This is a genomic window from Streptomyces sp. NPDC056144, assembly GCF_042264145.1.
Lineage (GTDB): Bacteria > Actinomycetota > Actinomycetes > Streptomycetales > Streptomycetaceae > Streptomyces.
In genome coordinates this window covers 1-21,044 of the sequence record NZ_JBHJVF010000005.1, presented here as the reverse complement: position 1 = coordinate 21,044, position 21,044 = coordinate 1, and the positions used below count along the sequence as shown (strand labels likewise).

At 73.4% G+C, this 21,044-nt stretch carries 19 protein-coding genes and 1 tRNA gene; 10 read left to right on the top strand and 10 right to left on the bottom strand.

Translation table 11 applies throughout. The annotated features are described in order from the left end of the window. Positions 1-62: 62 nt before the first annotated feature. Both ACFC0Z_RS16885 and ACFC0Z_RS16880 read right to left on the bottom strand, forming a co-directional pair. On the bottom strand, positions 63-1,472 hold the full coding sequence (locus tag ACFC0Z_RS16885) for a sensor histidine kinase (RefSeq protein WP_376438048.1): 1,410 nt from the start codon (positions 1,470-1,472) through the stop codon (positions 63-65). After that, entirely contained in the window at positions 1,469-2,170 is a 702-nt protein-coding gene (locus tag ACFC0Z_RS16880; RefSeq protein ID WP_376438046.1) for a response regulator transcription factor, read from the bottom strand. The genes ACFC0Z_RS16885 and ACFC0Z_RS16880 overlap by 4 nt, the downstream gene beginning before the upstream one ends. Positions 2,171-2,257: 87 nt before the next feature. Here ACFC0Z_RS16880 and ACFC0Z_RS16875 point away from each other — a divergent pair, with 87 nt between their 5' ends. Then, positions 2,258-2,953, top strand: a complete 696-nt coding sequence (locus ACFC0Z_RS16875) for a hypothetical protein (RefSeq protein ID WP_376438044.1) — start codon at positions 2,258-2,260, stop codon at positions 2,951-2,953. Positions 2,954-2,962: 9 nt separating this feature from the next. Here ACFC0Z_RS16875 and ACFC0Z_RS16870 read toward each other — a convergent pair whose 3' ends face one another. After that, positions 2,963-3,829, bottom strand: coding sequence for a spermidine synthase (locus ACFC0Z_RS16870; protein ID WP_376438042.1), 867 nt, complete (start codon positions 3,827-3,829; stop codon positions 2,963-2,965). 34 nt (positions 3,830-3,863) lie between these two features. Continuing rightward, entirely contained in the window at positions 3,864-4,259 is a 396-nt protein-coding gene (locus tag ACFC0Z_RS16865; protein WP_376438040.1) for a hypothetical protein, read from the bottom strand. A 225-nt stretch (positions 4,260-4,484) separates the two neighbouring features. Between ACFC0Z_RS16865 and ACFC0Z_RS16860 the strand changes: the two genes are divergently transcribed. Beyond that, a complete protein-coding gene (locus ACFC0Z_RS16860) occupies positions 4,485-5,768 on the top strand; it encodes a tetratricopeptide repeat protein (protein ID WP_376438038.1) in 1,284 nt (427 codons plus the stop codon). Between the two features lie 16 nt (positions 5,769-5,784). Here ACFC0Z_RS16860 and ACFC0Z_RS16855 read toward each other — a convergent pair whose 3' ends face one another. Continuing rightward, a complete protein-coding gene (locus ACFC0Z_RS16855; RefSeq protein WP_376438037.1) occupies positions 5,785-6,381 on the bottom strand; it encodes a histidine phosphatase family protein in 597 nt (198 codons plus the stop codon). Positions 6,382-6,508: 127 nt separating this feature from the next. On the opposite strand from ACFC0Z_RS16855, the gene ACFC0Z_RS16850 reads away from it, so the two are divergent. The 6 genes from ACFC0Z_RS16850 (at position 6,509) to ACFC0Z_RS16825 (ending at position 11,851) form a co-directional block, all read left to right on the top strand. Further along, positions 6,509-7,600, top strand: a complete 1,092-nt coding sequence (locus ACFC0Z_RS16850) for a hypothetical protein (protein WP_376438035.1) — start codon at positions 6,509-6,511, stop codon at positions 7,598-7,600. Beyond that, on the top strand, positions 7,591-9,177 hold the full coding sequence (locus ACFC0Z_RS16845; RefSeq protein WP_376438033.1) for a hypothetical protein: 1,587 nt from the start codon (positions 7,591-7,593) through the stop codon (positions 9,175-9,177). Before ACFC0Z_RS16850 ends, ACFC0Z_RS16845 begins: the two co-directional genes overlap by 10 nt. Further along, entirely contained in the window at positions 9,174-10,511 is a 1,338-nt protein-coding gene (locus ACFC0Z_RS16840; protein ID WP_376438032.1) for an AAA domain-containing protein, read from the top strand. The genes ACFC0Z_RS16845 and ACFC0Z_RS16840 overlap by 4 nt, the downstream gene beginning before the upstream one ends. Positions 10,512-10,657: 146 nt before the next feature. Next, positions 10,658-11,017, top strand: a complete 360-nt coding sequence (locus ACFC0Z_RS16835; protein ID WP_376438030.1) for a hypothetical protein — start codon at positions 10,658-10,660, stop codon at positions 11,015-11,017. A 140-nt stretch (positions 11,018-11,157) separates the two neighbouring features. Then, the gene (locus tag ACFC0Z_RS16830; RefSeq protein WP_376438028.1) at positions 11,158-11,787 is read left to right on the top strand and encodes a hypothetical protein; all 630 of its coding nucleotides are present in this window, start codon (positions 11,158-11,160) and stop codon (positions 11,785-11,787) included. Continuing rightward, positions 11,778-11,851 (top strand) — tRNA-Lys (locus tag ACFC0Z_RS16825). Before ACFC0Z_RS16830 ends, ACFC0Z_RS16825 begins: the two co-directional genes overlap by 10 nt. 59 nt (positions 11,852-11,910) lie before the next feature. On the opposite strand, the gene ACFC0Z_RS16820 is transcribed toward ACFC0Z_RS16825, so the two are convergent. Further along, on the bottom strand, positions 11,911-13,161 hold the full coding sequence (locus ACFC0Z_RS16820; protein WP_376439125.1) for a M6 family metalloprotease domain-containing protein: 1,251 nt from the start codon (positions 13,159-13,161) through the stop codon (positions 11,911-11,913). Positions 13,162-13,516: 355 nt separating this feature from the next. Between ACFC0Z_RS16820 and ACFC0Z_RS16815 the strand changes: the two genes are divergently transcribed. Further along, positions 13,517-15,373: a putative bifunctional diguanylate cyclase/phosphodiesterase gene (locus tag ACFC0Z_RS16815; RefSeq protein WP_376438026.1), complete on the top strand. Its 1,857-nt coding sequence runs from the start codon at positions 13,517-13,519 to the stop codon at positions 15,371-15,373. A gap of 50 nt (positions 15,374-15,423) precedes the next feature. Here ACFC0Z_RS16815 and ACFC0Z_RS16810 read toward each other — a convergent pair whose 3' ends face one another. From ACFC0Z_RS16810 to ACFC0Z_RS16795, 4 genes are all read right to left on the bottom strand, one after another. Next, positions 15,424-15,612 (bottom strand): DUF397 domain-containing protein, encoded by a 189-nt coding sequence (locus ACFC0Z_RS16810; protein ID WP_376438024.1) that lies wholly within the window; start codon positions 15,610-15,612, stop codon positions 15,424-15,426. Continuing rightward, on the bottom strand, positions 15,609-16,481 hold the full coding sequence (locus ACFC0Z_RS16805; protein ID WP_376438022.1) for a helix-turn-helix domain-containing protein: 873 nt from the start codon (positions 16,479-16,481) through the stop codon (positions 15,609-15,611). Before ACFC0Z_RS16805 ends, ACFC0Z_RS16810 begins: the two co-directional genes overlap by 4 nt. A gap of 195 nt (positions 16,482-16,676) precedes the next feature. Then, the gene (locus tag ACFC0Z_RS16800) at positions 16,677-18,398 is read right to left on the bottom strand and encodes a glycosyl hydrolase family 18 protein (RefSeq protein WP_376438020.1); all 1,722 of its coding nucleotides are present in this window, start codon (positions 18,396-18,398) and stop codon (positions 16,677-16,679) included. A 329-nt stretch (positions 18,399-18,727) separates the two neighbouring features. After that, positions 18,728-19,795, bottom strand: coding sequence for an LLM class flavin-dependent oxidoreductase (locus tag ACFC0Z_RS16795; RefSeq protein WP_376438018.1), 1,068 nt, complete (start codon positions 19,793-19,795; stop codon positions 18,728-18,730). 232 nt (positions 19,796-20,027) lie between these two features. Here ACFC0Z_RS16795 and ACFC0Z_RS16790 point away from each other — a divergent pair, with 232 nt between their 5' ends. Then, complete coding sequence (locus tag ACFC0Z_RS16790) at positions 20,028-20,786, top strand: IclR family transcriptional regulator (protein WP_376438016.1); 759 nt, start codon at positions 20,028-20,030, stop codon at positions 20,784-20,786. The last annotated feature ends 258 nt before the right edge of the window (positions 20,787-21,044 follow it).

The following is a 21,044-nucleotide window of genomic DNA, read 5'->3' as shown; positions in this document are numbered from 1 at the left end:
GCGTTGGGATCCTTAGGCTCCGCTTAAGGAAGGCATCGGAGCCACGAAAGGTTCAGGGGCCCCTAGCCCCTCCTGGTGCCCGTCCCTCCCCCGCGCCTCCGCTTGGCCGGGCGCCTGCCCCGGCGGCCCCCGCCGCCCGTGCCCTCCGCGCGGCCGCCGTCGAGGGCGATCCAGACGCGGACCTCGGTCCCGCCGAGCACGGAGTGCCCGATGCGGACGTCTCCCCCGGTGGCCTCCGCCATCCGCCGCACGATGTCGAGGCCGAGGCCGGTGGAGCCGTCCCGGCCGCCGCTGTTGCCGCGCGCGAGGGCGGCGGCGGGGTCGGCGATGCCGGCGCCCGCGTCGGAGACGAGGACGATGACGGCGTCGTCCCCGTTGTGGACGTCGATGGAGAAGGCGGTGCCTTCGGGGGTGTGCCGGAAGACGTTGCCGAGCAGGGCGTCGAGGGCGGCGACGAGTTCGGGGCGGGCGACCGGGATGCGGACCGGCCCCTCGACGCCCGCGACCCGCACCCGGCGGCCCTCGTCCTCGGCGAGGGCGGACCAGAAGTCCATGCGCTCGCGGACCACTTCGGCGGCGTCGCAGCCCGCGCCGGGGCCGTTCGCCTGGGTCTGGGGCTTGGCCTCCCTGGCCGTACGGATGATGGTGTCGACCTCGCGTTCCAGCTGCTCGACGGCGGCGCGGGTCTGTTCGGCGGCGGGCCCCGAGCCGAGGGAGGCCGCGTTGAGCCGGAGGACGGTGAGCGGGGTGCGGAGCCGGTGGGAGAGGTCGGCGGCGAGCTCGCGTTCGTTGGCGAGGAGCTGGACGACCTGGTCGGCCATGGAGTTGAAGGCGACGGCGGCGGAGCGGAGTTCGGGCGGTCCCTCCTCGGGGACGCGGGCGCCGAGCCGGCCCTCGCCGAGGTCGTGGGCGGCGCCCGCGAGCCGCTGGGCGGGGCGGACCATGCGGACGCCGAGCCGGTCGGCGACGGCGAGGGAGCCGACGACGAGGGCGACGCCGACCCCGGCGAGGACGAGCCAGGCGGTGGCGACGCCGTTGGTGACCTCGGCCTCGGGGACGAAGAGTTCGACGACGGCGACCTCGCCGCTGCTGAGCGCGGTGGGCTGGAGCAGCGCGAAGCCGCCGGGGACCTCCGCGATGGAGGCCCGGCCGAGCCTGCGGGTGGCCGCGAGCTCCTCCGCGCCGGCCCTGCGCGTACCGATCTCCAGGTCCGTGCCGCCGGGTTCGCCCGCGGGCACGTGGACGGCGAGCCGTCCGGCGGCGCCGTCCTCAGTGGTGGCGACGGCCTTGTCGAGCTCCTGGCGGTCGGTGGTGATGGCGAGGACGGGGGCGAGTCCGGCGGCCCGGCGTTCGGCGTTGGAGAAGGCCCGGTCCCTGGCCATCTCCTTGACGACGAGCCCGAGGGGGACGGCGAAGGCGATGACGACCATGGCGGTGACGGCGAGCGACACCTTGACCAGCGCCCACCTCATGACCCCGGCTCCCGGGGCGGTTCCAGCTTCACGCCGACCCCGCGCAGGGTGTGCAGGTAGCGCGGCCGGGCGGCCGTCTCGCCCAGTTTCCGTCGCAGCCATGACAGATGTACGTCGATGGTCTGGTCGTCCCCGTAGGACTGCTGCCACACCTCGGCGAGCAGCTCCTTGCGCGGGACGACCACGCCGGGCCGCCCGGCGAGGAAGGCGAGCAGGTCGAACTCGCGCCGGGTGAGGTCGAGCGGCACCCCGTCGAGCTCGGCCTGACGGCGCAGCGGGTCGACGCTCAGCCCGCCGACCCGGATCACCGGGGAGGGCGGCGCCTCGCCGGTGGCGGCCCGGGCCCGGCGCAGGACGGCGGCCATGCGGGCCGTGAGGTGGTCCACGGAGAAGGGCTTCACGAGGTAGTCGTCGGCCCCGGCGTGGAGGAGCCGGACGATCTCGGCCTCGTCGTCCCGCGCGGTCGCGATGATCACCGGTACGTCGGTGATCCCGCGCAGCATCTTGAGCGCCTCTGACCCGTCGAGATCCGGCAGACCGAGGTCCAGGATCACGACGTCGAAGCGGAAATGGGCGACCTCGCGCAACGCCTCCAGAGCCGTGCCGACGCTCCGTACCGTGTGGGAGGCGTCCGACAGCTGCCGGATGAGGGCGGAGCGCACGAACTGGTCGTCCTCGACCACGAGCACACTTGCCATGGGCCGCACCGTACGCCATTCGGGTGAGCCCGTGAGCAATGTCCACCCTCCGGCCCGCACCCCTCCGGGGTGGTGCACTATGAGCCGGTGCGAAGAGGACTCGTTCACGCCCTGGCCTGGTCGCTCGCCACCGGCGCGGCGGTCACCCTGTCCTGGTGGGGGGTGCACTCGGTGCTGTCCGGAACCGTCTACGACCCCCCGCGAGCCCTGCCGCTCCCGGCCGGCCCGGCCGACGAGGCCCCGGCGCTCGCGGGCGACGATCCGCTGAACCCGCTGACGTCCTCGACGCGGAACCCGGAGACCTCCGCGCCGCCGTCCGGGTCTCCCGGCGCCTCGTCCTCCGCGCGTCCGGAGGCGACCGAGAGCGCCGCCCGCACGCCCGCCGGGACCGCGTCCACGCCCCCGGCGGACCCGGCCGAGACGGAGACGGGGACGGGGACGGCGGCCCCCGACCCGGTCTCGCCCACCGGCCCTGAGCCCACGACGGAGGCACCGGCCGCAAGCACCGCCCCGGCCCCCGGGACGAGTACGGACGCCCCCGCGGCAACGTCCGACAGCGGCGTGAAGACCTACACCGTCGACGGCGGCCGGGTCACCTTCGACCTGGGCGAGTCCTCGGCGGAGCTCGTCTCCGCGACCCCGGCCTCCGGCTGGCAGATGCAGGTGTGGAAGGACCCGGCCTGGATCCGGGTCACCTTCACCGGAGACGGCCGGGAGATCTCCGTCTTCTGCCTGTGGCACGACGGCCCGCCCCACGTGCAGATCGAGGAACGGAAGCTGTGAGGCCCCGCGTCAGCGGAACACGGACGCGGGCGGTACGGGCGAGGGCTTCGCGCTCGCGTCGGTGACCGGCTGCGCTCCCCCGGCGAAGTCGGCGAGCTCCTTGCCGTGCTCCACGCGCCCCGGGTGCGGGTCGGTGGCGACCCTGCGGGTCAGCTCGGCGACCGACAGCTCGCGGTCCGAGGCGAGCAGCACCGCGTTCCCGAAGCGGCGGCCGCGCAGGACCGTCGGGTCGGCGGTGAGGGCGAGCTCGGGGAAGACGGTGGCGGCCGTGGCGATCTGGCCGCGCAGATGGGCCAGGGGCGGGCCGTCGGCGAGGTTCGCCGCGTAGAAGCCGCCGGGCCGCAGCACCCGGCGCACCTCGGCGAGGAACTCGGTGCTGGTCAGGTGGGCGGGGGTGCGGGCCCCGCCGAACACGTCGGCGATGACGAGGTCGGCCCAGCCGTCCTGCACCTTGGCGAGCCCGGCGCGGGCGTCGGTGGAGCGGACCCGGATGCGGGCCCCGGCGTCGAGGGGGAGCTCCCGGCGGACGAACTGGACCAGGGCCCCGTCGATCTCGACGATCTGCTGGGTGGAGCGGGGCCGGGTCGCGGCGACGTACCGGGCGAGGGTGAACGCGCCGCCGCCGAGGTGCACGACCTGGAGCGGCCGGTTCGGCGGGGCGACGAGGTCGGCGATGTGGCCGAGGCGCCGCTGGTACTCGAAGGAGAGGTGGGCCGGGTCGTCCAGGTCCACGTGGGACTGCGGGGCGCCGTCGATGAGCAGGGTCCAGGCGCGCGGGCGCTCCCGGTCGGGTACGAGCTGCGCGAGACCGCCGTCGACGGTCTCCTCGACGGTGGCGGCGGCTGCCGCCCGGTCCCGCTGTTTGTTCCTGGCCACGGCCCCATTATCCGGGGTGTGCCGAGGGCAGGGCTCAGTGGCAGCCGTCGGCCGCTTCGATGAGGCGGGCCGCCTCGCCGAGCGCGTGGCGCAGGACCACCGGGTCGGTGACGGGCTCGGACTCCCCCGGCGGCAGCAGCCAGCCGGCCGGGCGCGGGGTGTCGCCGGTGGGCTCGGGGAGTTCGGGCAGCTCGGGGAGGCGGAGACCGCGCCCCGAGGTCCTCGTACACGCGCTGCCGGGCATGTCCCAGGCGGCGGCGGTGCCGGGGGGCACGAGGAAGCCGAGGGTGTCGCAGGTGCCGTCGTGCACGACCGGCCCGACGGTGGGGCCGCCGCCGCGGCGCAGGATGTCGACGGCCTCCAGGCCCTGCCGTACGGGCACGGTCACCAGGTCCCAGGGCTCCGTGGACTGCGATCCGATCTCCGACATGGGACCCCTCCTCGCTCCAGAGGAGACACGTTCCGTCTCTCCCATACGGTTCAACGCCCGTCCGCGTCAACGGCTACGGCGCCATGCCGCTGCAAAGGATGGCAGTTCATGGCAGATCGGAGGCGAGATATCCGATTTGTAGCCAAACTCCACGTAGGCATCCGGTCACAGCGGGTACGTTCTTGCCGCCGGACACCCCGGCAGCACCAGGAGAGGGCTCGGGCCATGACGATGTCACGGGCGGTTCCCAATCTCGCCTTCCGCCGGCTGCGCGGACAGCTCTCGCCGGCGGAGTTCGCCGCGGCGGTCCGCAGGGCGGCGCGGGAGATCGGCGAACAGGTCGCGTGCGACGCCCGCTACATCGGGCGCGTGGAAGCGGGCGAGATCCGCTGCCCCAACTACGCGTACGAGCGGGTCTTCCTGCACATGTTCCCCGGGCTCGGCCTCTGCGACCTGGGGTTCTCCGCGCGGGAGGCGGTACGCGGACGGCGGCAGACAGCCCCGGCCGCGGTCCCCGCTCCCGGCGCCCTCCCGACCCGGAACGATGAGGAGAGCGACGTGCTGCGTCGCGCATTCATTGCGAGCGGCTCCGCCACCCTGGCGGCCGCCTCGCTGGGACTCGGCGGCCCCGCCGTCGCGATCCCCGCCCCCCGCGGCACCCACCGGATCGGCGAGACCGAGGTCCGGGCCGTCGAGGAGGCGGTACGGCGCATCCGTACGCTCGACGACCGGCACGGCGCCGACGGGCTCTACAAGATCGCCGCACAACCGCTCCGTACCGCCTACGCCCTGCTCGACGCGGGCACCGCGAGCCGCCGCTCCACCGAGGACCGGCTGCACGCGGGCGCCGGCGAGCTGTCCCTCTCCGTCGGCTGGCTGGCCCACGACTCCGGCCGCCACGAGGACGCCCGCTCCCACTACGCGGAGGCGCTCGCGACCGCGCGGGTCTCCGGGAACGCGGCCCTGGAGGCGCACGCCTTCTGCAACACCTCGTTCCTCGCCCGCGACACCGGCCGCCACCGCGAGGCGGTCCGGGCGGCCCAGGCCGGGCTGCGGGCCGCGCAGCCGCTCGACTCGGACCGGCTGCTCTCGCTGCTCTCCCTGCGGGAGGCCGGGGCGTGGGCCGAGCTCGGCGACCGCAGCGCCTGCGAGCAGGCGCTCGGCCGGGCCCACGCGCACTTCGACCGGGGGCCGTCCGACGGCGACCCCGAGTGGATGTCGTTCTTCGGCGAGCCGGAGCGGGAGGCCCAGGAGGCGCAGTGCTGGGCGGCGCTGGGCGACTGGGGCCGGGCCGTCCGCCACGCCCACCGGGCGACCGTCCTGCAGAATCCGTACTTCGCCCGGAACCTCGCGCTCTACCGCGCGCACCTGGCGCGGGACCTGGCCCACGCCGGGCGGCCCGACGAGGCGGCGGCGGAGGCGCGGCGGGTCGTGGACTCGCTGGACGGCATCGCCTCCGCGCGGATCAGCGGGATGCTGGCGGAGACGCGCCGGGTCCTGTCGAGGTGACCGAGTCCGTGCGGGTCTACGACTCCAGGTGGCCGGTGTCGTTCCACCGCTCGATCGCCGGGGCGCCGTAGGCCCAGCCGAGGACCGACAGGCTCGTCGGGTCGAGGCGGATGCGGGAGGCGAAGGACACGTCCTCGCCGAGCCAGCGGGCGCCGATCGAGCGCAGGATGTGGCCGTGGCCGAAGACGAGGACGTCGCGGTCGGCCGAGCGGGCCCAGTTCACGACCTCGTCGGCGCGGGCGGAGAGTTCGGCCAGGGTCTCGCCGTCCGGGACGGCGTCGCGCCAGATGAACCAGCCGGGGCGGATGTCCTGGATCTGCGCCGGGGTCAGCCCCTCGTACGCCCCGTAGTCCCACTCCATGAGCGCGTCCCAGGGCTCGGCGCGGTCCCCGAACCCGGCGATCTCGCAGGTCTCGCTCGCGCGGACCAGCGGGCTCGTGCGCACCTCGACGCCGGGCAGGCCCTGCCAGGGGCCCCGGTGGAGCCGCTCGCCGAGCAGCTTCGCGCCGCGCCGGCCCTCGTCGAGGAGGGGGATGTCGGTCCTGCCGGTGTGTCGGCCGAGCAGCGACCATTCGGTCTGGCCGTGCCGGGCGAGCAGGATGCGCGGTGCCATGGGAAGCGTTCTCCAGGGGTCACGTGGGGGCTCGGGTGTGGGGTCGTGCCTCTCCCATCATCGCCGAAGCGGCGGGAAGGACCGGGATGTCCCCCCGTTGTCAGTGGCGGATGCAAGACTTCGGCGGGTGAGCGCTTCCCTTCGTCATCAACTGGCCGAGCTGCGCGGACCGAGTACGGCTCCGCGCGCCCTCGACGCGCGGGCGCTCGCGGCGCTCGCCGCGAATCCGGGCTGCCGGCGGCGGGCGCTGCTCGACGGCGCCGGGGTCGACAAGGCGGCACTGGCCGCGAAGCTGGGCTCGCCCGCGCCCTACGGGCAGTCGCAGTTCGCGATCGTGCGGGGCAACTCCTTCGAGGCGAAGGTCAAGGCGGACGGCGGCCGTGAGCTGCTGCGGCTGCTGGGCGTCGGCGAGCCCGGGGCGGTCCTGCTGCCGGACCTCGCGGCGGCCGGTCCGCAGGGCCGGACGGCCCGGACGGCGCTCGCGCTGCGCGAGGCGACGGCGGCGGGCGCCTGGTCGCTGCTCGACCACCCGCTGCTCGCCCTGGAGGTGGCCGGGTCCCCGGTGTACCTGGAGCCGGACGCGGTGGTCGTCGATCCCGACGGGCGGTGGACGGTCGTCGAGATCAAGTCCTTCCCGATGATCGACGGCGCGGCCGACGCCTCGAAGGTGGGCGCGGCGGCCCGCCAGTCGGCGGTGTACGTGCTCGCGCTCGAACGGATGGCGGCGCTGACGGAGGGCGCGAAGGTCGCGCACGCGGTGCTCCTCGTCTGCCCGAAGGACTTCTCGAACGTGCCGACGGCCTCGGTCGTGGACGTGCGCAAGCAGCGCGCGGTGACGCTGCGGCAGCTCGGCCGGCTGACCCGGATCGAGGAGATCGCGGACGCCCTGCCGGAGGGCACGAGCTTCGACGTGGCGGAGCGCTCGGGGGCGGAGCTCGCCGAGGCCGTCGAGTGCGTCCCGCACGCGTACGCCCCCGAGTGCCTGGCCGCCTGCGAGCTGGCCTTCCACTGCCGGGCGCGCGCCCGTGCGGCGGGCGCGGTCGAGACCCTGGGCCGCGCGGTACGGGGCGAACTGGGCGGCCTGACGACGATCGAGGCGGTCCTGTCGGCGGCCCGGGGCGAGACGGGCGACCCGGAGGACCCGGCGGTCGCGGCCCTGCGCAGGGCCCGGGCGCTGCGCCAGGAGGCACTGACGGTGGAGGGGCCCGCATGTCGTTGATTTCCGCGCTGGCGCGGATGGAGGCCGTCGAGGCGGGGCGGGCGCAGCCGGTGGCGACCGTGCGGCACCGGCGGCTGTCGGAGCGGCCGCTGGTGTTCGTGCCGCTGACGACCGCCGGTGAGGCGGGCGCGCCGCTCGGGGCGCTGGTCGGGACCGATCCCGGGGAGCCCCGGCTGCTCGTCGTGCCGCAGCCCCGGGACCGGGACCTGCGGTTCGGGTTCCTCGCGGATCTGGCCGAGGAGGTCCTCCCGTACGTCGACGCGTTCACGGGGGTCGTCGAGGCGGCGGAGAAGAGCGAGGTCGACCCGGAGACCGGCAAGAAGGTGAAGGTCGAGGTCGAGCTGTGCGCCGACGCGCCGCAGCTGATCGTGCCGAGCCGGGCCGGTGTGGAGTACGTACGGCTCCTGGGGCGGTCGACGCGGTTCCGGCGGACGGCCGAGCAGGACCCGGAGACGCCGTTCCCCGCGCCCCCGCGCGTCCCGCTCCTCGGGCGGTGGCTGACGCACTTCGCCGACCGGGCCCTCGTCCCCGGCTCCTCGCTGCTGCTCTCGGCGACGGACCTGCTGAACCGGCACTGGGCGACCGGCATGTCCTCCCTGGAGGACCAGCACCTCGGCGCGCTGCTCGCCTGGATCGACCCGGCCGACGGGGAGTCCGCCCCCGAGGCGGCGCTGCGGGCCGAGGTCGGGCGGGACGCGGCGGGACAGCTGCTGTGGCCGCCCGCCGGACCCGCGACCGACCCGGCCTTCGACAACAAGCTGCTCGCGCCGGCGATCGAGCGGTACGACCGGGCCCGGCACGCGGTCGGGGCGGCCGAGGACGGCGAGGCCGCCGACGCGGGCCTCGGCGAGCTGCACGCGGCCGAGCGGGAGCTGCGCCGGCTCGTCGCCTCGCAGCTGCGGCCCACGTGGGACGCGGTCTGGCGGGCGATCGGGCTGCTGCGGGAGCTGCCGGAGGGGGCGCGGGTCGAGGACCGGTGGACCCGGGACCGCTGGTCGTTCACCGCCCACCGCGACCGGGTCGCGTCCGGCGAGCCGCCGCAGCCGCGCAAGGACGACGTGATCGCCGCCGCGGCGAAGCTCGCGAGCCGCGAGCGGGCGCAGGGGCAGCTGGAGGCGCAGGAGGCGCTCGACGACCCGCTGGTCCTGGCGGGGCGGCGGCTCGCGGGCGAGGCCTTCGCGGCCGAGGTCGTCGAGGTGACGCCGGCCACGACGGACAAGGGACGTCCGCGTCCGCTCCTCACGGTCCGCACGGAGGACCTGCCGCACCTGGGCGAGCGGGCGAAGGTCTACCGCTCGCTCGACGGGAAGCCGCAGACGGCCGAGTTCGTGCGGTACGAGGAGGACGGCTCGCTGCTGCTCAGGGTCCTGGACCGGATGGGCCGGTCGAAGGAGCCCGCCGAGGGTTCGGTGCCGGAGAAGGGCGAACGGACCGTCTGGACGCTGTTCGAGCACGACCAGCGGGTCGGTCCTGGACTGCCGGACCCGGAGCAGACGCCGTGGACGCACGGCGGTCCCCCGGGCTCCGAGCCCGTCGTCGAGCTGCCCGATGCCGTCACCCCGGAGGACGTGCTGTGACCGCGCCCGTTTTCGATCCTTCCGCCGAGGCCGCCCGCGCCACGGACGGCATCCTCGCCGACACCCTGCACGGCAGCGCCCGGGGCGTCGTCGTGGACTCGCCTCCCGGCGCCGGGAAGTCGACGCTGGTCGTCCGCGCCGCCCTCGAACTCGCGGCGGCCGGACGCCCGCTCATGGTCGTCGCGCAGACGAACGCGCAGGTCGACGACCTGGTCCTGCGGCTCGCCGAGAAGGAGCCGGACCTGGAGGTCGGCCGGCTGCACTCCAGCGACGCGGACGCCTACGACAAGGCGCTCGACGACCTGGCGAACGTACGGAAGTCGGCGAAACCCGGCGATCTGGCGGGGCTTCCGGTGGTCCTGTCGACCTCGGCCAAGTGGGCGCACGTGAAGAACGTCGAGCCGTGGGCGCACGCGATCGTCGACGAGGCCTACCAGATGCGCTCGGACTCCCTCCTGTCCGTGGCGGGCCTCTTCGAGAGGGCGCTGTTCGTGGGCGACCCCGGGCAGCTCGACCCGTTCTCGGTGGTCGGCGCGGAGCAGTGGGCGGGGCTCGCGTACGACCCGTCCGCCTCGGCGGTCGCCACCCTCCTCGCGTACAACCCGGACCTTCCGCAGCACCGGCTGCCGGTGTCCTGGCGGCTGCCCGCCTCGGCGGCGCCGCTGGTGTCGGACGCGTTCTACCCGTACACGCCGTTCCGCAGCGGTACGGGCCCCGGCGACCGGAAGCTGTCCTTCGCGGTCGCCTCGGACGGCTCGGGGCCCGACCGGGTCCTCGACGAGGCGGCGGAGTCGGGCTGGGGCCTGCTCGAACTCCCCGCCCGGCACACCCCGCGCACCGACCCCGAGGCCGTCGGCGCGGTCGCCCTCGTCGTCAGGCGGCTGCTCGACCGGGGCGGTGCCGCCGTCTCGGAGCGCGCGGACGCCCCCGTACCGCTCACGCCCGACCGGATCGCGGTCGGTACGGCCCACCGCGACCAGGCGGCGGCGGTCCGGGCGGCGCTCGCGGGGCTCGGGGTGACGGGCGTGACCGTGGACACCGCGAACCGGCTCCAGGGGCGCGAGTACGACGTGACGGTCGTCCTGCACCCGCTCTCCGGGCGCCCGGACGCGACCGCGTTCCACCTGGAGACCGGGCGGCTGTGCGTGCTCGCCTCCCGGCATCGGCACGCGTGCGTCGTGGTGTGCCGGGCGGGCGTGGCGGAGCTCCTCGACGAGCACCCGTCGGCGGAGCCGGTCCAGCTGGGCGCGGCGGTGTCGTTCCCGGACGGCTGGGAGGCGAACCACGCGGTCCTGGCACATCTGGCGGAGCACCGGGTGAGCTGGACGCCGTAACCGGTAACCGGCCCCGCCGTGTCCCAAACCGGGGCTCGGGAGCAGGTCGGGGGCGTGCGCCGGGAGCCACACGCTCTTGCGCGGCGCGGGACAATGGAAAGCGGCCCGGGATCCCGGGCCGTGCCTGTGCGAGGAGGAGAAGGACGATGGCGGAACCCGCGGAGCGGAGCGGCGGACAGCGGCGGCTCCGGCCGGCCTCGCTGGTCTTCGAGCCTGCCGAGGCGACCGCCGAGGCGGAGCACTTCTTCGACCTGGAGTCGATAGAGGACCCGCGCGAGCTGCTCACCCGGGCCACGGAGCTGACGCTCGCGTTCCGCGCCGCGTCGGACCGGGCGACGGAGTTCCAGGCCGTCGCGGCGGCGCAGCTGGCGGACCCGCGCCGGTTCGACCGGCTGACGGTGGCGGACGTGGCCGAGCGGGCGCAGTGGACCGAGGACTACGCGCTCAAGATGATCGAGTTCGGCCGGGGGCTGATCCTGTCGAACGGCCGCCCGTCGGAGGAGTGACGGGGCGGGATCCCCACGGGAGGCCTTTCCGGGGACTCTCCTGGCATATGCGTCGCGCACGATACTCCTCCCGTACCTCTCCTGTCCGGGATTCCGTGACCTTCGGATAGCGGACGGTCACAGCCGGTAGATCTGGTCATATGACGACCTGGCTGCGCGACGACGCCCCGCACGACATCTTCCGGTTCCTGACCGAGGGCGACGAGGGACGGCACCACACGGCCCGGGTGACCGCCGACGGGGCCGCCTGGCTGGCCTCGGCCGCCGGCGGCTACCCGGGGGCCGCCCTGACCCGCTGGGAGTCCCGCCCGGACGCCCCGGCGGCGCTCCCCTGCGGGACGGTCTTCGACGTCGTCAGCGTGGACCCGGTCTTCGGCCGCCGGATGCTGGACCGGCTGTGGGAGGAGGGCCCGGGCTCCGGGCCCGTCGCGACGCACCGGGGCCGGATGATGCTCTTCGCCGCGCCCGGGACGGCCCAGCGGCTGCCGGCGCTGCTCGACTGGGAGGAGTGGGGCGAGGGCGTGCCCCGGCCGCTCTGTCACGGCGTCGGGGACGCGGTGACCGTGCCGCCGCTCACCCCGTCCGGTTCATCGGGCCCCCGCTGGCTGGTGGCGCCCGACACGCGGAACCCGTGGCTGCCGGGCCCCGAGGTCGTCCTGTGGGCCTGCGTGCGGGCCGTTCGGGCGGCTTCCGCGCCCGACGTGCGGGTATCGATTTTTCCTCCGGCCGATCAGGGTGCTAATGTCTACGACGTCAGCAGGCGCCGCTAGCTCAGTTGGTTAGAGCAGCTGACTCTTAATCAGCGGGTCCGGGGTTCGAGTCCCTGGCGGCGCACCGACAGAAGAAGCCCCTCGCGGAAGCGGGGGGCTTCTTCGTGTGTGCGGCCGGATCGCTCAGCCGACGACCGGCGGGGCGATCTTCACCGTCCAGCTGCCGCTCTCCGTGCGGTCCGTCACCTCGACCCGTACGCCCGTCCCGGGCACGGTGAAGGTCTCGCCGACCTCCAGGGGCGCGTCCGCGAGCGGCGGGTAGACCGAGCGGTCCCAGCATGCCTCGGTGTCCGGGTGGGCGTCGACGACCTCGACGGGGCCGTCGCCGGAGGCGGCGCCGTTGCGCACCCGGTAGACGAGGACGCCCTCGGTGCAGGTCTCGGCGTCGTTCCCGGCCGCGCTGCGGGCCTCGATCGCGAGGACGCTGTCGGGGCCGGTCCTCACGACCGCGAGCCGGGTGCCGAGGCCCCCGTACTCCGGTGGCGGCGCGTCGGTCGGCTCCAGGCTGACGACCTGCGGCTCGGTGCCCTGGACGCAGGTGACCTGGGCGCGGGAGAGCCAGCCGAGCTTCCACTTGTGCCAGCCGAAGAGGTCGGGGGCGAGGCCGAACTGGCTGCCCATGACGTCCCAGTCCCCCACGTGGGTGTCCCAGTCCCCCTCGCCGTCCTCCGGGCGGTGGTAGAGATCGGCGAGGTCGAAGACGTGGCCGGTCTCGTGGGCGAGGACGTTGCGGTCGGGCGGGTGGCGCTCGAAGACGGTGACGACCCGCCTGATCTCGGTGCCGTCGGCCTCCAGCGGGCGGTCGAGGTTGACGACCTTCGTCGCGTCCGAGTCCACGCCGGGCGCGTCCGGGTCGGCGACCAGGTACACGATGTCGTACTGGGAGAAGTCCACGTCCTTGTCGGCGGCGGCGACGGCGTCGCGCAGGTAGGCCGAGCGGTTCCCCGAGTCCCAGTCCCGCCGTATGCCGTACGAGGTCGAGTCCCGCGGCATCTCGATCCACTCGCTCCGGGGGTGGGCGCGCAGGTCGAAGCGGCCGTAGGAGGCGCGGGTGAAGTACTCGCTGGTGGCGGGGAAGTGGTCGGCGGCGAGCTCGGCGGGGGTGGTGAGCGGCTCGGCGTCCGGGAAGGAGAGGAAGACCATGACGGCGTCGAGGGCCCGGGTGGGGCGCGCGTAGGAACTGTTCCAGCTGTCGAGGCCGAGCGAGTGATGGGCGCCGGTACGGGGCAGGGCGCAGGGGTTCGCGACGGTCGCGCCGAAGGCCGGGCCCGCGACGAGGCCGGTGGCGGCCAGGGCGGCGAGAGCCGTGAAGGCCGCCGCGCCGGAACGCAGCCGCGGGCGCTCCACTCCTCCGGGTGGCTGCTGACCCCTCACGTGGACCTCCGGATCGGTTGTGCGGGACACCACATCCACCTTGTGATGTTTTGCGGCGTTTCGCATGTTTCCGCTGCCCCGGTCGGGTGAGGAACGGCCCCCGCGTCGACGCGACACGAGCGGTCGTCAGCTCACGGAAAGTCACATTCGGTCAGGTCGGCACCGACCCGTGTCAGACCCGTGCAGAAACGATCGGCCGGGGCGGCCGACGGGGTCCTCCCCGCACGCCGGCGCCGCCGGGAGCCGCCTCGGAGCTGGAACGCTCCCCCGGCCTGGCTCTATGATCGGCTCACTTTTCCTTGGCCGACCATCCCGACCACAAGTGACCGGCCCGACTGCACTACGGGAGCGAGCGGTGAGCGGAACCCCCGAAGGACCGGTGCACTCAGAGCCGCCGGAGACGACCCCGACCGACCCCCTCCTCACGGAGCGTCACGCCCGGGCCTGCGCCGAGCGCGACTACCGCGCCGCCTTCGCCGTCGCCCAGCTCCCCATGGCCGTCGTCGACGAGGACGGCGTCGTCGTCGACGCCAACGACTCCCTCGGCACCCTCCTCGGGACCCCGTCGGCCGCGCTCCGCGAGCGGCCCGCCGCCGACCTCGTCGACCTCTCCTCCGACGGCCGCACCTGGCACGCGTACCGCGAGGTCCTCGGCGGCCGCCGCTCCCGCTTCCGCTGCACCCGCCGTCTCAAGCACCCCGACGGCCGCACCCTCTGGGCCGAGGTCACCGTCTCCCCCGTGCCGGACAGCCGCCGCGTGCTGCTCTCCATCGCGGACATCAGCGCCCGCCGCGAGCTCCAGGCCCGGCTGCGCCACCTCCAGATGCACGACCCGGTGACCCGGCTCCCCAACAGGGCCCTGTTCTTCGAGCGCCTGTCGGCGGCGCTGGAAGCCGCGGAGGCGTACGACTCGCACGACTCGTGCGCCTCCGACGAGACCTACCAGTCCGACGAGTCCGACGAGTCATACGGGTATGGCAGAACAGGGCGGATCGGTCTCTGCTACCTCGACCTCGACGGCTTCAAGGCCGTCAACGACACCCTCGGCCACCGCGTCGGCGACCGTCTGCTCACCGCCGTGGCCGACCGGCTCACCGCCTGCGCCGGGAACGGCGACCACCTCGTCGCCCGGCTCGGCGGCGACGAGTTCGCGATCCTCATCGAGGACTCCACCGGCACGGAGCAACTGGCCGACCTGGCCCGCTCCGTGCTGAGCGCCCTGGAACTCCCCTTCGACCTCGGCGGCCGACGCCTCTCGGTCTCCGCCTCCATCGGCGTCGTCGAACGACTCGCCCACGGAACGACCGCGACCGCCCTCATGCAGGCCGCCGACACCACGCTGTACTGGGCCAAGGCCGACGGCAAGGCCCGCTGGACCTTCTTCGACCCGGAGCGCAACGCCACCCGCATGACCCGGCAGGCGCTCTCCTCCTCCCTGCGCCCGGCCCTGGAGCGCGGGGAGTTCGCCCTGGAGTACCAGCCGCTCGTGGAGCTCGCGGGCGGGGCCGTACGCGGGGTGGAGGCCCTGGTGCGCTGGCACCACCCGCAGTTCGGCTCGCTCACGCCGAATCGGTTCATCCAGATCGCCGAGGAGGACGGCTCCATCGTCGAACTCGGGCGGTGGGTACTGCGGACCGCCTGCCGGCAGGCCCGGCAGTGGCAGCGGGACCACCCGCGCGAGCGCCCGCTCTTCGTCAGCGTCAACGTGGCGGTCCGGCAGCTCTGGGACTCCGACCTGGTCGCCGACGTGGCCGCGATCCTCGCCGAGACCGGGCTCGCCCCGCACCTGCTCCAGCTGGAGCTGACCGAGTCCGACCTCATGGGCCCGGCGGGACGGCCGCTCCAGGTGCTCCAGGCGCTGAGCGACATGGGCGTGTGCATCGCCATCGACGACTTCGGCACCGGCTACTCGAACCTGGCCTATCTGAGCCGGCTGCCGGTCTCCGTCCTCAAGCTCGACGGCTCGTTCGTCCGCGGCTTCCAGGACGAGGAGCACGCCAACCCGGCGGACGAGCTGATCGTGGAGGCGCTCGTGCAGCTCGCGCACCGGCTCGGGATCTCGGTCACCGCCGAGTGCGTCGAGACGACCGGCCAGGCGGCCCGGCTCCGCCGGATCGGCTGCGACACGGGCCAGGGCTGGCTGTACTCGCGGGCGGTCCCCGCCGACCGCATCGCCGAACTCATCGGCGGGACGGAGCCCTTGCGAGTGTAAGACGAAGGGCCTGCCCGTCCGGTCATCCGGACGGACAGGCCCCTCCTCACCTACTCGGCCGAGGCGAGCCCGACGAACCCCGCCCAGGCGGCGGGAGAGACCTGGAAGGACGGGCGGGCCACGTCCTTCGAGTCACGGACGTGCACGACTCCCGCGCCCGCCGCGACCTCGACGCACTCGCCGCCCTCGGCGCCGCTGTAGCTGCTCTTGAACCAAGCGAGGGATTCCGTGCTGTTCATAGCTCTCCCAACAACTTCTCGATGAACGCCAGCGACTCTCGTGGGCTGAGAGCCTGTGACCGGATGATTCCATAGAGGGCGGCGGCGAGAACTGCCCGCTTGGGGGCGGTCTCCAGGGAGCTGTTGCCCTGGACTTCGGCGTAGACGAAACGCTTGCCGTCCTCGCGGGTGATCACGGTGAACGGACCGTCCACGCCCGCGTTCTCGGCACAGCTGAGCGGCAGGACCTGGATCTCGACGTGCGCCCGCTGCCCCATGAGGAGAAGGTGCTCCAACTGCCCCCGCAGCACCTCCTTGCCGCCGTACTCCCGCCGCAGCACCGACTCGCACATGACGAAGCTCGTCAGCGGCTCGGGGCGGCGGTCGAAGATCGCCTGCCGGGCCAGCCGGGCACTCACCCGCTGCTCGATCGTCTCCGCGCTGAGCGGCGGACGCCGGTTGGCGAGGAGAGCCCGCATGTACTCCTCGGTCTGCAACAGGCCGTTGACCACCAAGGTGCCGAAGGACAGCAGCTCCACCGCTTCCTTCTCCAGCTGCGCCATCCCCTGGAAGAACGCCGGGTACTGCGCCTGCTCCAGCTCCTCCTTCCACACCTTCAACAGGCCGTCCGCGCCGACCTCGTGATCCGCCTGGTCGACCGCGCGCGGCGGCGGGATCCTCCGGCCCTGCTCGAACGAGGCGATCGTGGACGCCGAGTACCCGAGGAGCTTGCCCAGCGCCTCCCGGTCGATGCCCGCCCGCGTCCGGAGCGTCTTCATGCTCCGGCCGAAGGCCACCGCCACACCCGAGACGGGTGGCCTGGCTCCCGGTGTCGCGGAGTCCTCCTCGCGCCCCGACTCCAGGACCCCGTCGCTCTGTTCTTCCGTCATCGCACCCCACACCCTCTCGTGCCGTGGTGTCACTGTTCGTCACGCTAAGCCACCACGGGATGGCGCGTGGGCCCGATCGGAAAAGTACGAAGAACGAGGGGACGGGGACATGGGACTGCCCCCGGCCGGAGGGACAGTCCGGGCGGGGGCAGCGTTCATGAGGTGTTACTCAGGGGTGTTGCTCGGGGGTGCGGTTCAGCAGGCGCCGAGGTCCTGCCAGACACCCCACTCACCCGTGGTGCCGGGGGTCTCGTTCTGGGTCCACCACTTGGCCTTGTACTTGCGGCCGTTGTGGGAGACCTCGTTGCCCGAGTTGTAGATCGTGCCCGCGACGTACGCCGGGACCGTGCCGCAGCCCGTGGAAGGCGTGGTGGGCGGGGTCGTCGGAGGCGTGGTGGGCGGGGTGGTGGGCGGCGTCGTCGGCGGGGTGGTCGGCGGCGTCGTCACCGGCGGGGTGGTCGGCGGGGTGGTGGGAGAGCCGAGCGCGGTGTTGATCTGCTTCAGCAGGGTGATGTTGTCGTCCAGACCGAGGAGCGAGTACATCATCGCGCCGCCGAGGCCGCGCTGCTTGGCGTAGTCCACGCGGGCCTGGATGGACTTCTGGTTGAGGCCGGTGAAGAACTCGCCGTCCTTGTAGAAGTACGAGGCCTTCGCCTGGTCGTCCCAGAAGGTCGTCGACGCGTTGTCGACGATGCCGCCGAGCTCCTTGTAGTGCGCGATGCCGGCCTGCTGCGAGAGCGGGCGGACGTTGGAGCCGCCGGTGGCGGTCTGGGCGAGGCCGTTGGTGGTGCCGGCCGGGACGCCCTTCCAGCCGCGGTAGTAGAACTCGTAGCCCAGGGTCAGCTTGTTGGCGGGGAAGCCGCCGGTGATCCCGTAGGTGGCGTTGCCGTCGATCCAGGAGTCGATGGCGGCGTCGATGCTGTACTTCTCGGTGCCCGGCGCGATGACGTCGGTCGGGTCGTTGGTGCCCGAGTACAGCGGAGACTGGTGGTACGTCGGCCCGTCGCCGTCCCAGGCGCCGTGCATGTCGTACGTCATGATGTTCGCGTAGTCGAGGTACGCGCCGATCTTGTTCGTCTCGATGTACTTGATCTTGTCCTGGCCGGCCGGGAGGGCCGCGGTCAGCATGTACTTCTTGCCGCCGTTGGCCGCGCCGTACTCGTCGAGCTGCTTGCGGAACTCGGCGAGGAGGAGCGTGAAGTTCTGCTTGTCCTCGGGGGCGTAGTGGTTGCCCAGGTGGCCGCCGGAGGAGCCCGGGTACTCCCAGTCGATGTCGATGCCGTCGAAGATGCCGGCCGCCGTGCCCGCACCGCCGAAGCCGCCCTCGACGGGCAGGTTGCCCTTGATGTACTGGTCGATGCAGGAGGCCACGAACTTCTTGCGGCTCGCGTCCGTCTTGGCCGCGTCGCTGAAGTACTTGGAGTAGGTCCAGCCACCGAGCGAGATGTTGATCTTCAGGTGGGGGTACTTCGCCTTCAGTTCCTTGAACTGGTTGAAGACGCCCACGATCGGCTGGTCCCACTTGTCGGCGACGCCGTCGACGCTGTCCGCCGCGCTGAAGGACTTCTGGTAGTCGGCGTACGAGTCGCCCGCACCGTCACCCGCGTTGGGGTTGTTGTCGTCACCCGCGGCCTTGTTGGCCTCGAAACAGGTGAGGTTGGTGGGGTGGATGTTGCCGAACGAGTAGTTGATGACGTCCAGGTTGCTCGCGATGCCCCGGGTGTCGAGGTGCTTGGGGTAGAACGCGTTGCCGTAGACGCTCCACTGGTCGTAGTACGCGATGCGCACGTTGCCCGCAGAGGCACTGGTCGAGGTGTCGGCCGCCTGGGCGGAGCCGAGACCGACGGTCGCGGCGAGGGCGCCGCCGGCGAGGGCCGTGCTGAGGAGCGCGGCGATCAAGGGCTTACGGGGGTGCACGTGCGGCCTCCGAAATGGGGGGGTACTGGGTGCTGCCGTACAGGAGCTGAGGAAGTGATAACCGGCGTGTGAACGGCGCGTCAATGGTCTGAACCAGATTGAGGACTAGACCAATTTGCCGAGGAAACCCCTCGTCAGGGGGGTGCAGCACAAAGCAGAACCGCCCGCCACCATCGGTGACGAGCGGTTTAAGGTTCACTTATGGGTGGAGCGGGGGCGCCGGGGGAAGGAACCAGCCACTCCGGAAAATGCGGGGTACGGGACCTCTAGGGGACCGGCGGGACCGACGGGACCGACGGGACCGACGGGGGCTACGGGACCGACGGGGGCTACGGCAGCTCCGGGAAGTCGTACGCGTCCGCGATGAGTTCGAAGCTGCGCAGCTGCGCCTCGCCGCCGTGCCCCCGGCCGTTGATCATCAGCTCGTCCGCGCCCGTCCGCTTCCGCAGGTCGTCGAGGCCGACCCGCACCTCGTCCGGAGCGCCGTACACGACGTCGGCCATCCAGCTTTCCACGAACTCCCGCTCGGCGGAGCTGTAGTCGTACGCCTCCGCCTCCTCGGGCGACGGCAGCAACCCCGGCCGCCCCAGGCGGAGCTGGAGCATCGCGAGGGCGCCGGCCAGGGTGTGCCGACGGGCCTCCGCCGCCTCGTCGGCGGCGAACGCGGAGACGGCGATCAGCGCGTACGGGCTGTCCAGGACCTCCGAGGGGCGGAACGACTCCCGGTAGAGGTCGAGCGCCGGGATCGTGTTCCGGGCCGAGAAGTGGTGGGCGAAGGCGAAAGGCAGACCGAGCAGACCGGCGAGCCGGGCGCTGAAGCCGGAGGAGCCGAGCAGCCAGACCGGCGGGCGGCCCGTCGGCCCCTGGACGGGGCCGGGGACGGCGTGGATGCGGGAGTACCGGTGGCCGTCGGGGAAGTCGTCGTCCAGGAAACGGGTCAGTTCGGCCAGCTGCTCGGGGAAGTCGTCGGCGCCCTCGTTGAGCGTGGCCGTCCGGCGCAGCGCGGCGGCCGTGGCGCCGTCGGTGCCGGGCGCGCGGCCGAGTCCCAGGTCGATGCGGCCCGGGGCCATGGCCTCCAGGGTGCCGAACTGCTCCGCGATCACGAGCGGGGCGTGGTTGGGCAGCATGACGCCACCCGAACCGAGCCGGATGCGGCGGGTGTGGGCGGCGAGATGGGCCAGGATCACGGCCGGCGAGGAGGAGGCGACCCCGGGCATGGAGTGGTGCTCGGCCACCCAGTGCCGGTGGAAGCCGCGCCGCTCGGCGAGCTTGCTCAGCTCGACGCTGGTGGCGAGCGCCTGCGACGCGGTGCGCCCGCTGCCGACGGTCACCAGGTCCAGTACGGACAGCGGTACGGGCGCGGTGCCCCGCACCTCTCCTCGAATTGCGTCGGTCACCGTCGCGACCCTCTCCTCGGCACATGTGTCGAAGGACGAAACAGGAGGGTGTCTCCGCTTATTCCCCGACCAGTCGGGGGCGGGGTCATGACGTTGGCATATGCCCTGGTCGCCCCGCCCAGCGTGAGGCCCCGAACCAGCCCGCCATTCTCGTCAACAGCCCCCCTGCGAACGCCCCTTGGCGGCTATCGTGAAGAGAAAGCATGCGGTCACAACCTGGTAGGGGGAAACCGTGGCGCTGAAGCCCGAGCCCACCGCGCCGTTCCACTCGGTGCAGTACGCCCTGCGCGTGCTGGAGACGGTCTCACGGCACGGCGGCGGAGTGTCGGACGCCCAGATCGCCCGCGAGACCGGACTCCCCGTCGCCCACCTCACACCCCTGCTCCTCATGCTCCGCCGCGAGGGGTACGTCGAACAGGTCGCCGTCGGCGCGTACACGATCGGAGACTCGCTCGCCCTCCTCGGCTCCGGCCTCACCCGCCGCGAAGCCCTGGAAGTGAAACTCCAGGAATCCCTGACCGAACTGCGCGACTCCGTCGGCGCGGCGATCTACGTCAGCCGGTACATCGACGGCGAGGTGCGGATCACGCAGGTCGCCGACGGCCCCGGCACACCCGCCGTCAACGAATGGGTGGACTTCCGGTCCGCGGCGCACGCGAGCGCCGTCGGCAAATGCCTGCTCGCCCAGCTCGACGTGAACGGCCGGAAAGACCACCTCTCCCGCCACAAGGCGGCCCGGCTGACCTCCCGGACCATCACCGACGAACGGATCCTCCTGTCCCGGCTCGCCGGCCAGCCGCCGACGGTCCCCGTCCTCGACCTCCAGGAATACGCGGTCGGCACGGTCTGCGCGGCGGTCCCCCTCACGGCGGGCTCCACGGCGGGCTGCCTGGCGCTCTCCCTCCCCGTCGAGCAGGCCCACCGCCTGCGGGAGGCGGCGGACACGCTGAACCGGGGGGCGGCGCCGGTGTCGCTGGCGCTGGCGCTCTGAGGGGGCGCGGGGGCGGGGGCCGCTGCGCGGGGGCGGGGGGCCGCTGCGCGGGGCGTTTCCCCCACCCCGCCCCTTCCCGAAACCGGGGCGCCGCCCCGGACCCCGGTCCTCAAACGCCGGACGGGCTGAAAAGACTCGGGGCTCCGCCCCGGGCCCCGGTCCGCTGACGCCCGACGGGCTGAAGCGTTCGGGGCTCCGCCCCGGACCCCGCGCCTCAAACGCCGGCGGGGCTGGATTTTCCAGCCCGCCCGGCGTTTG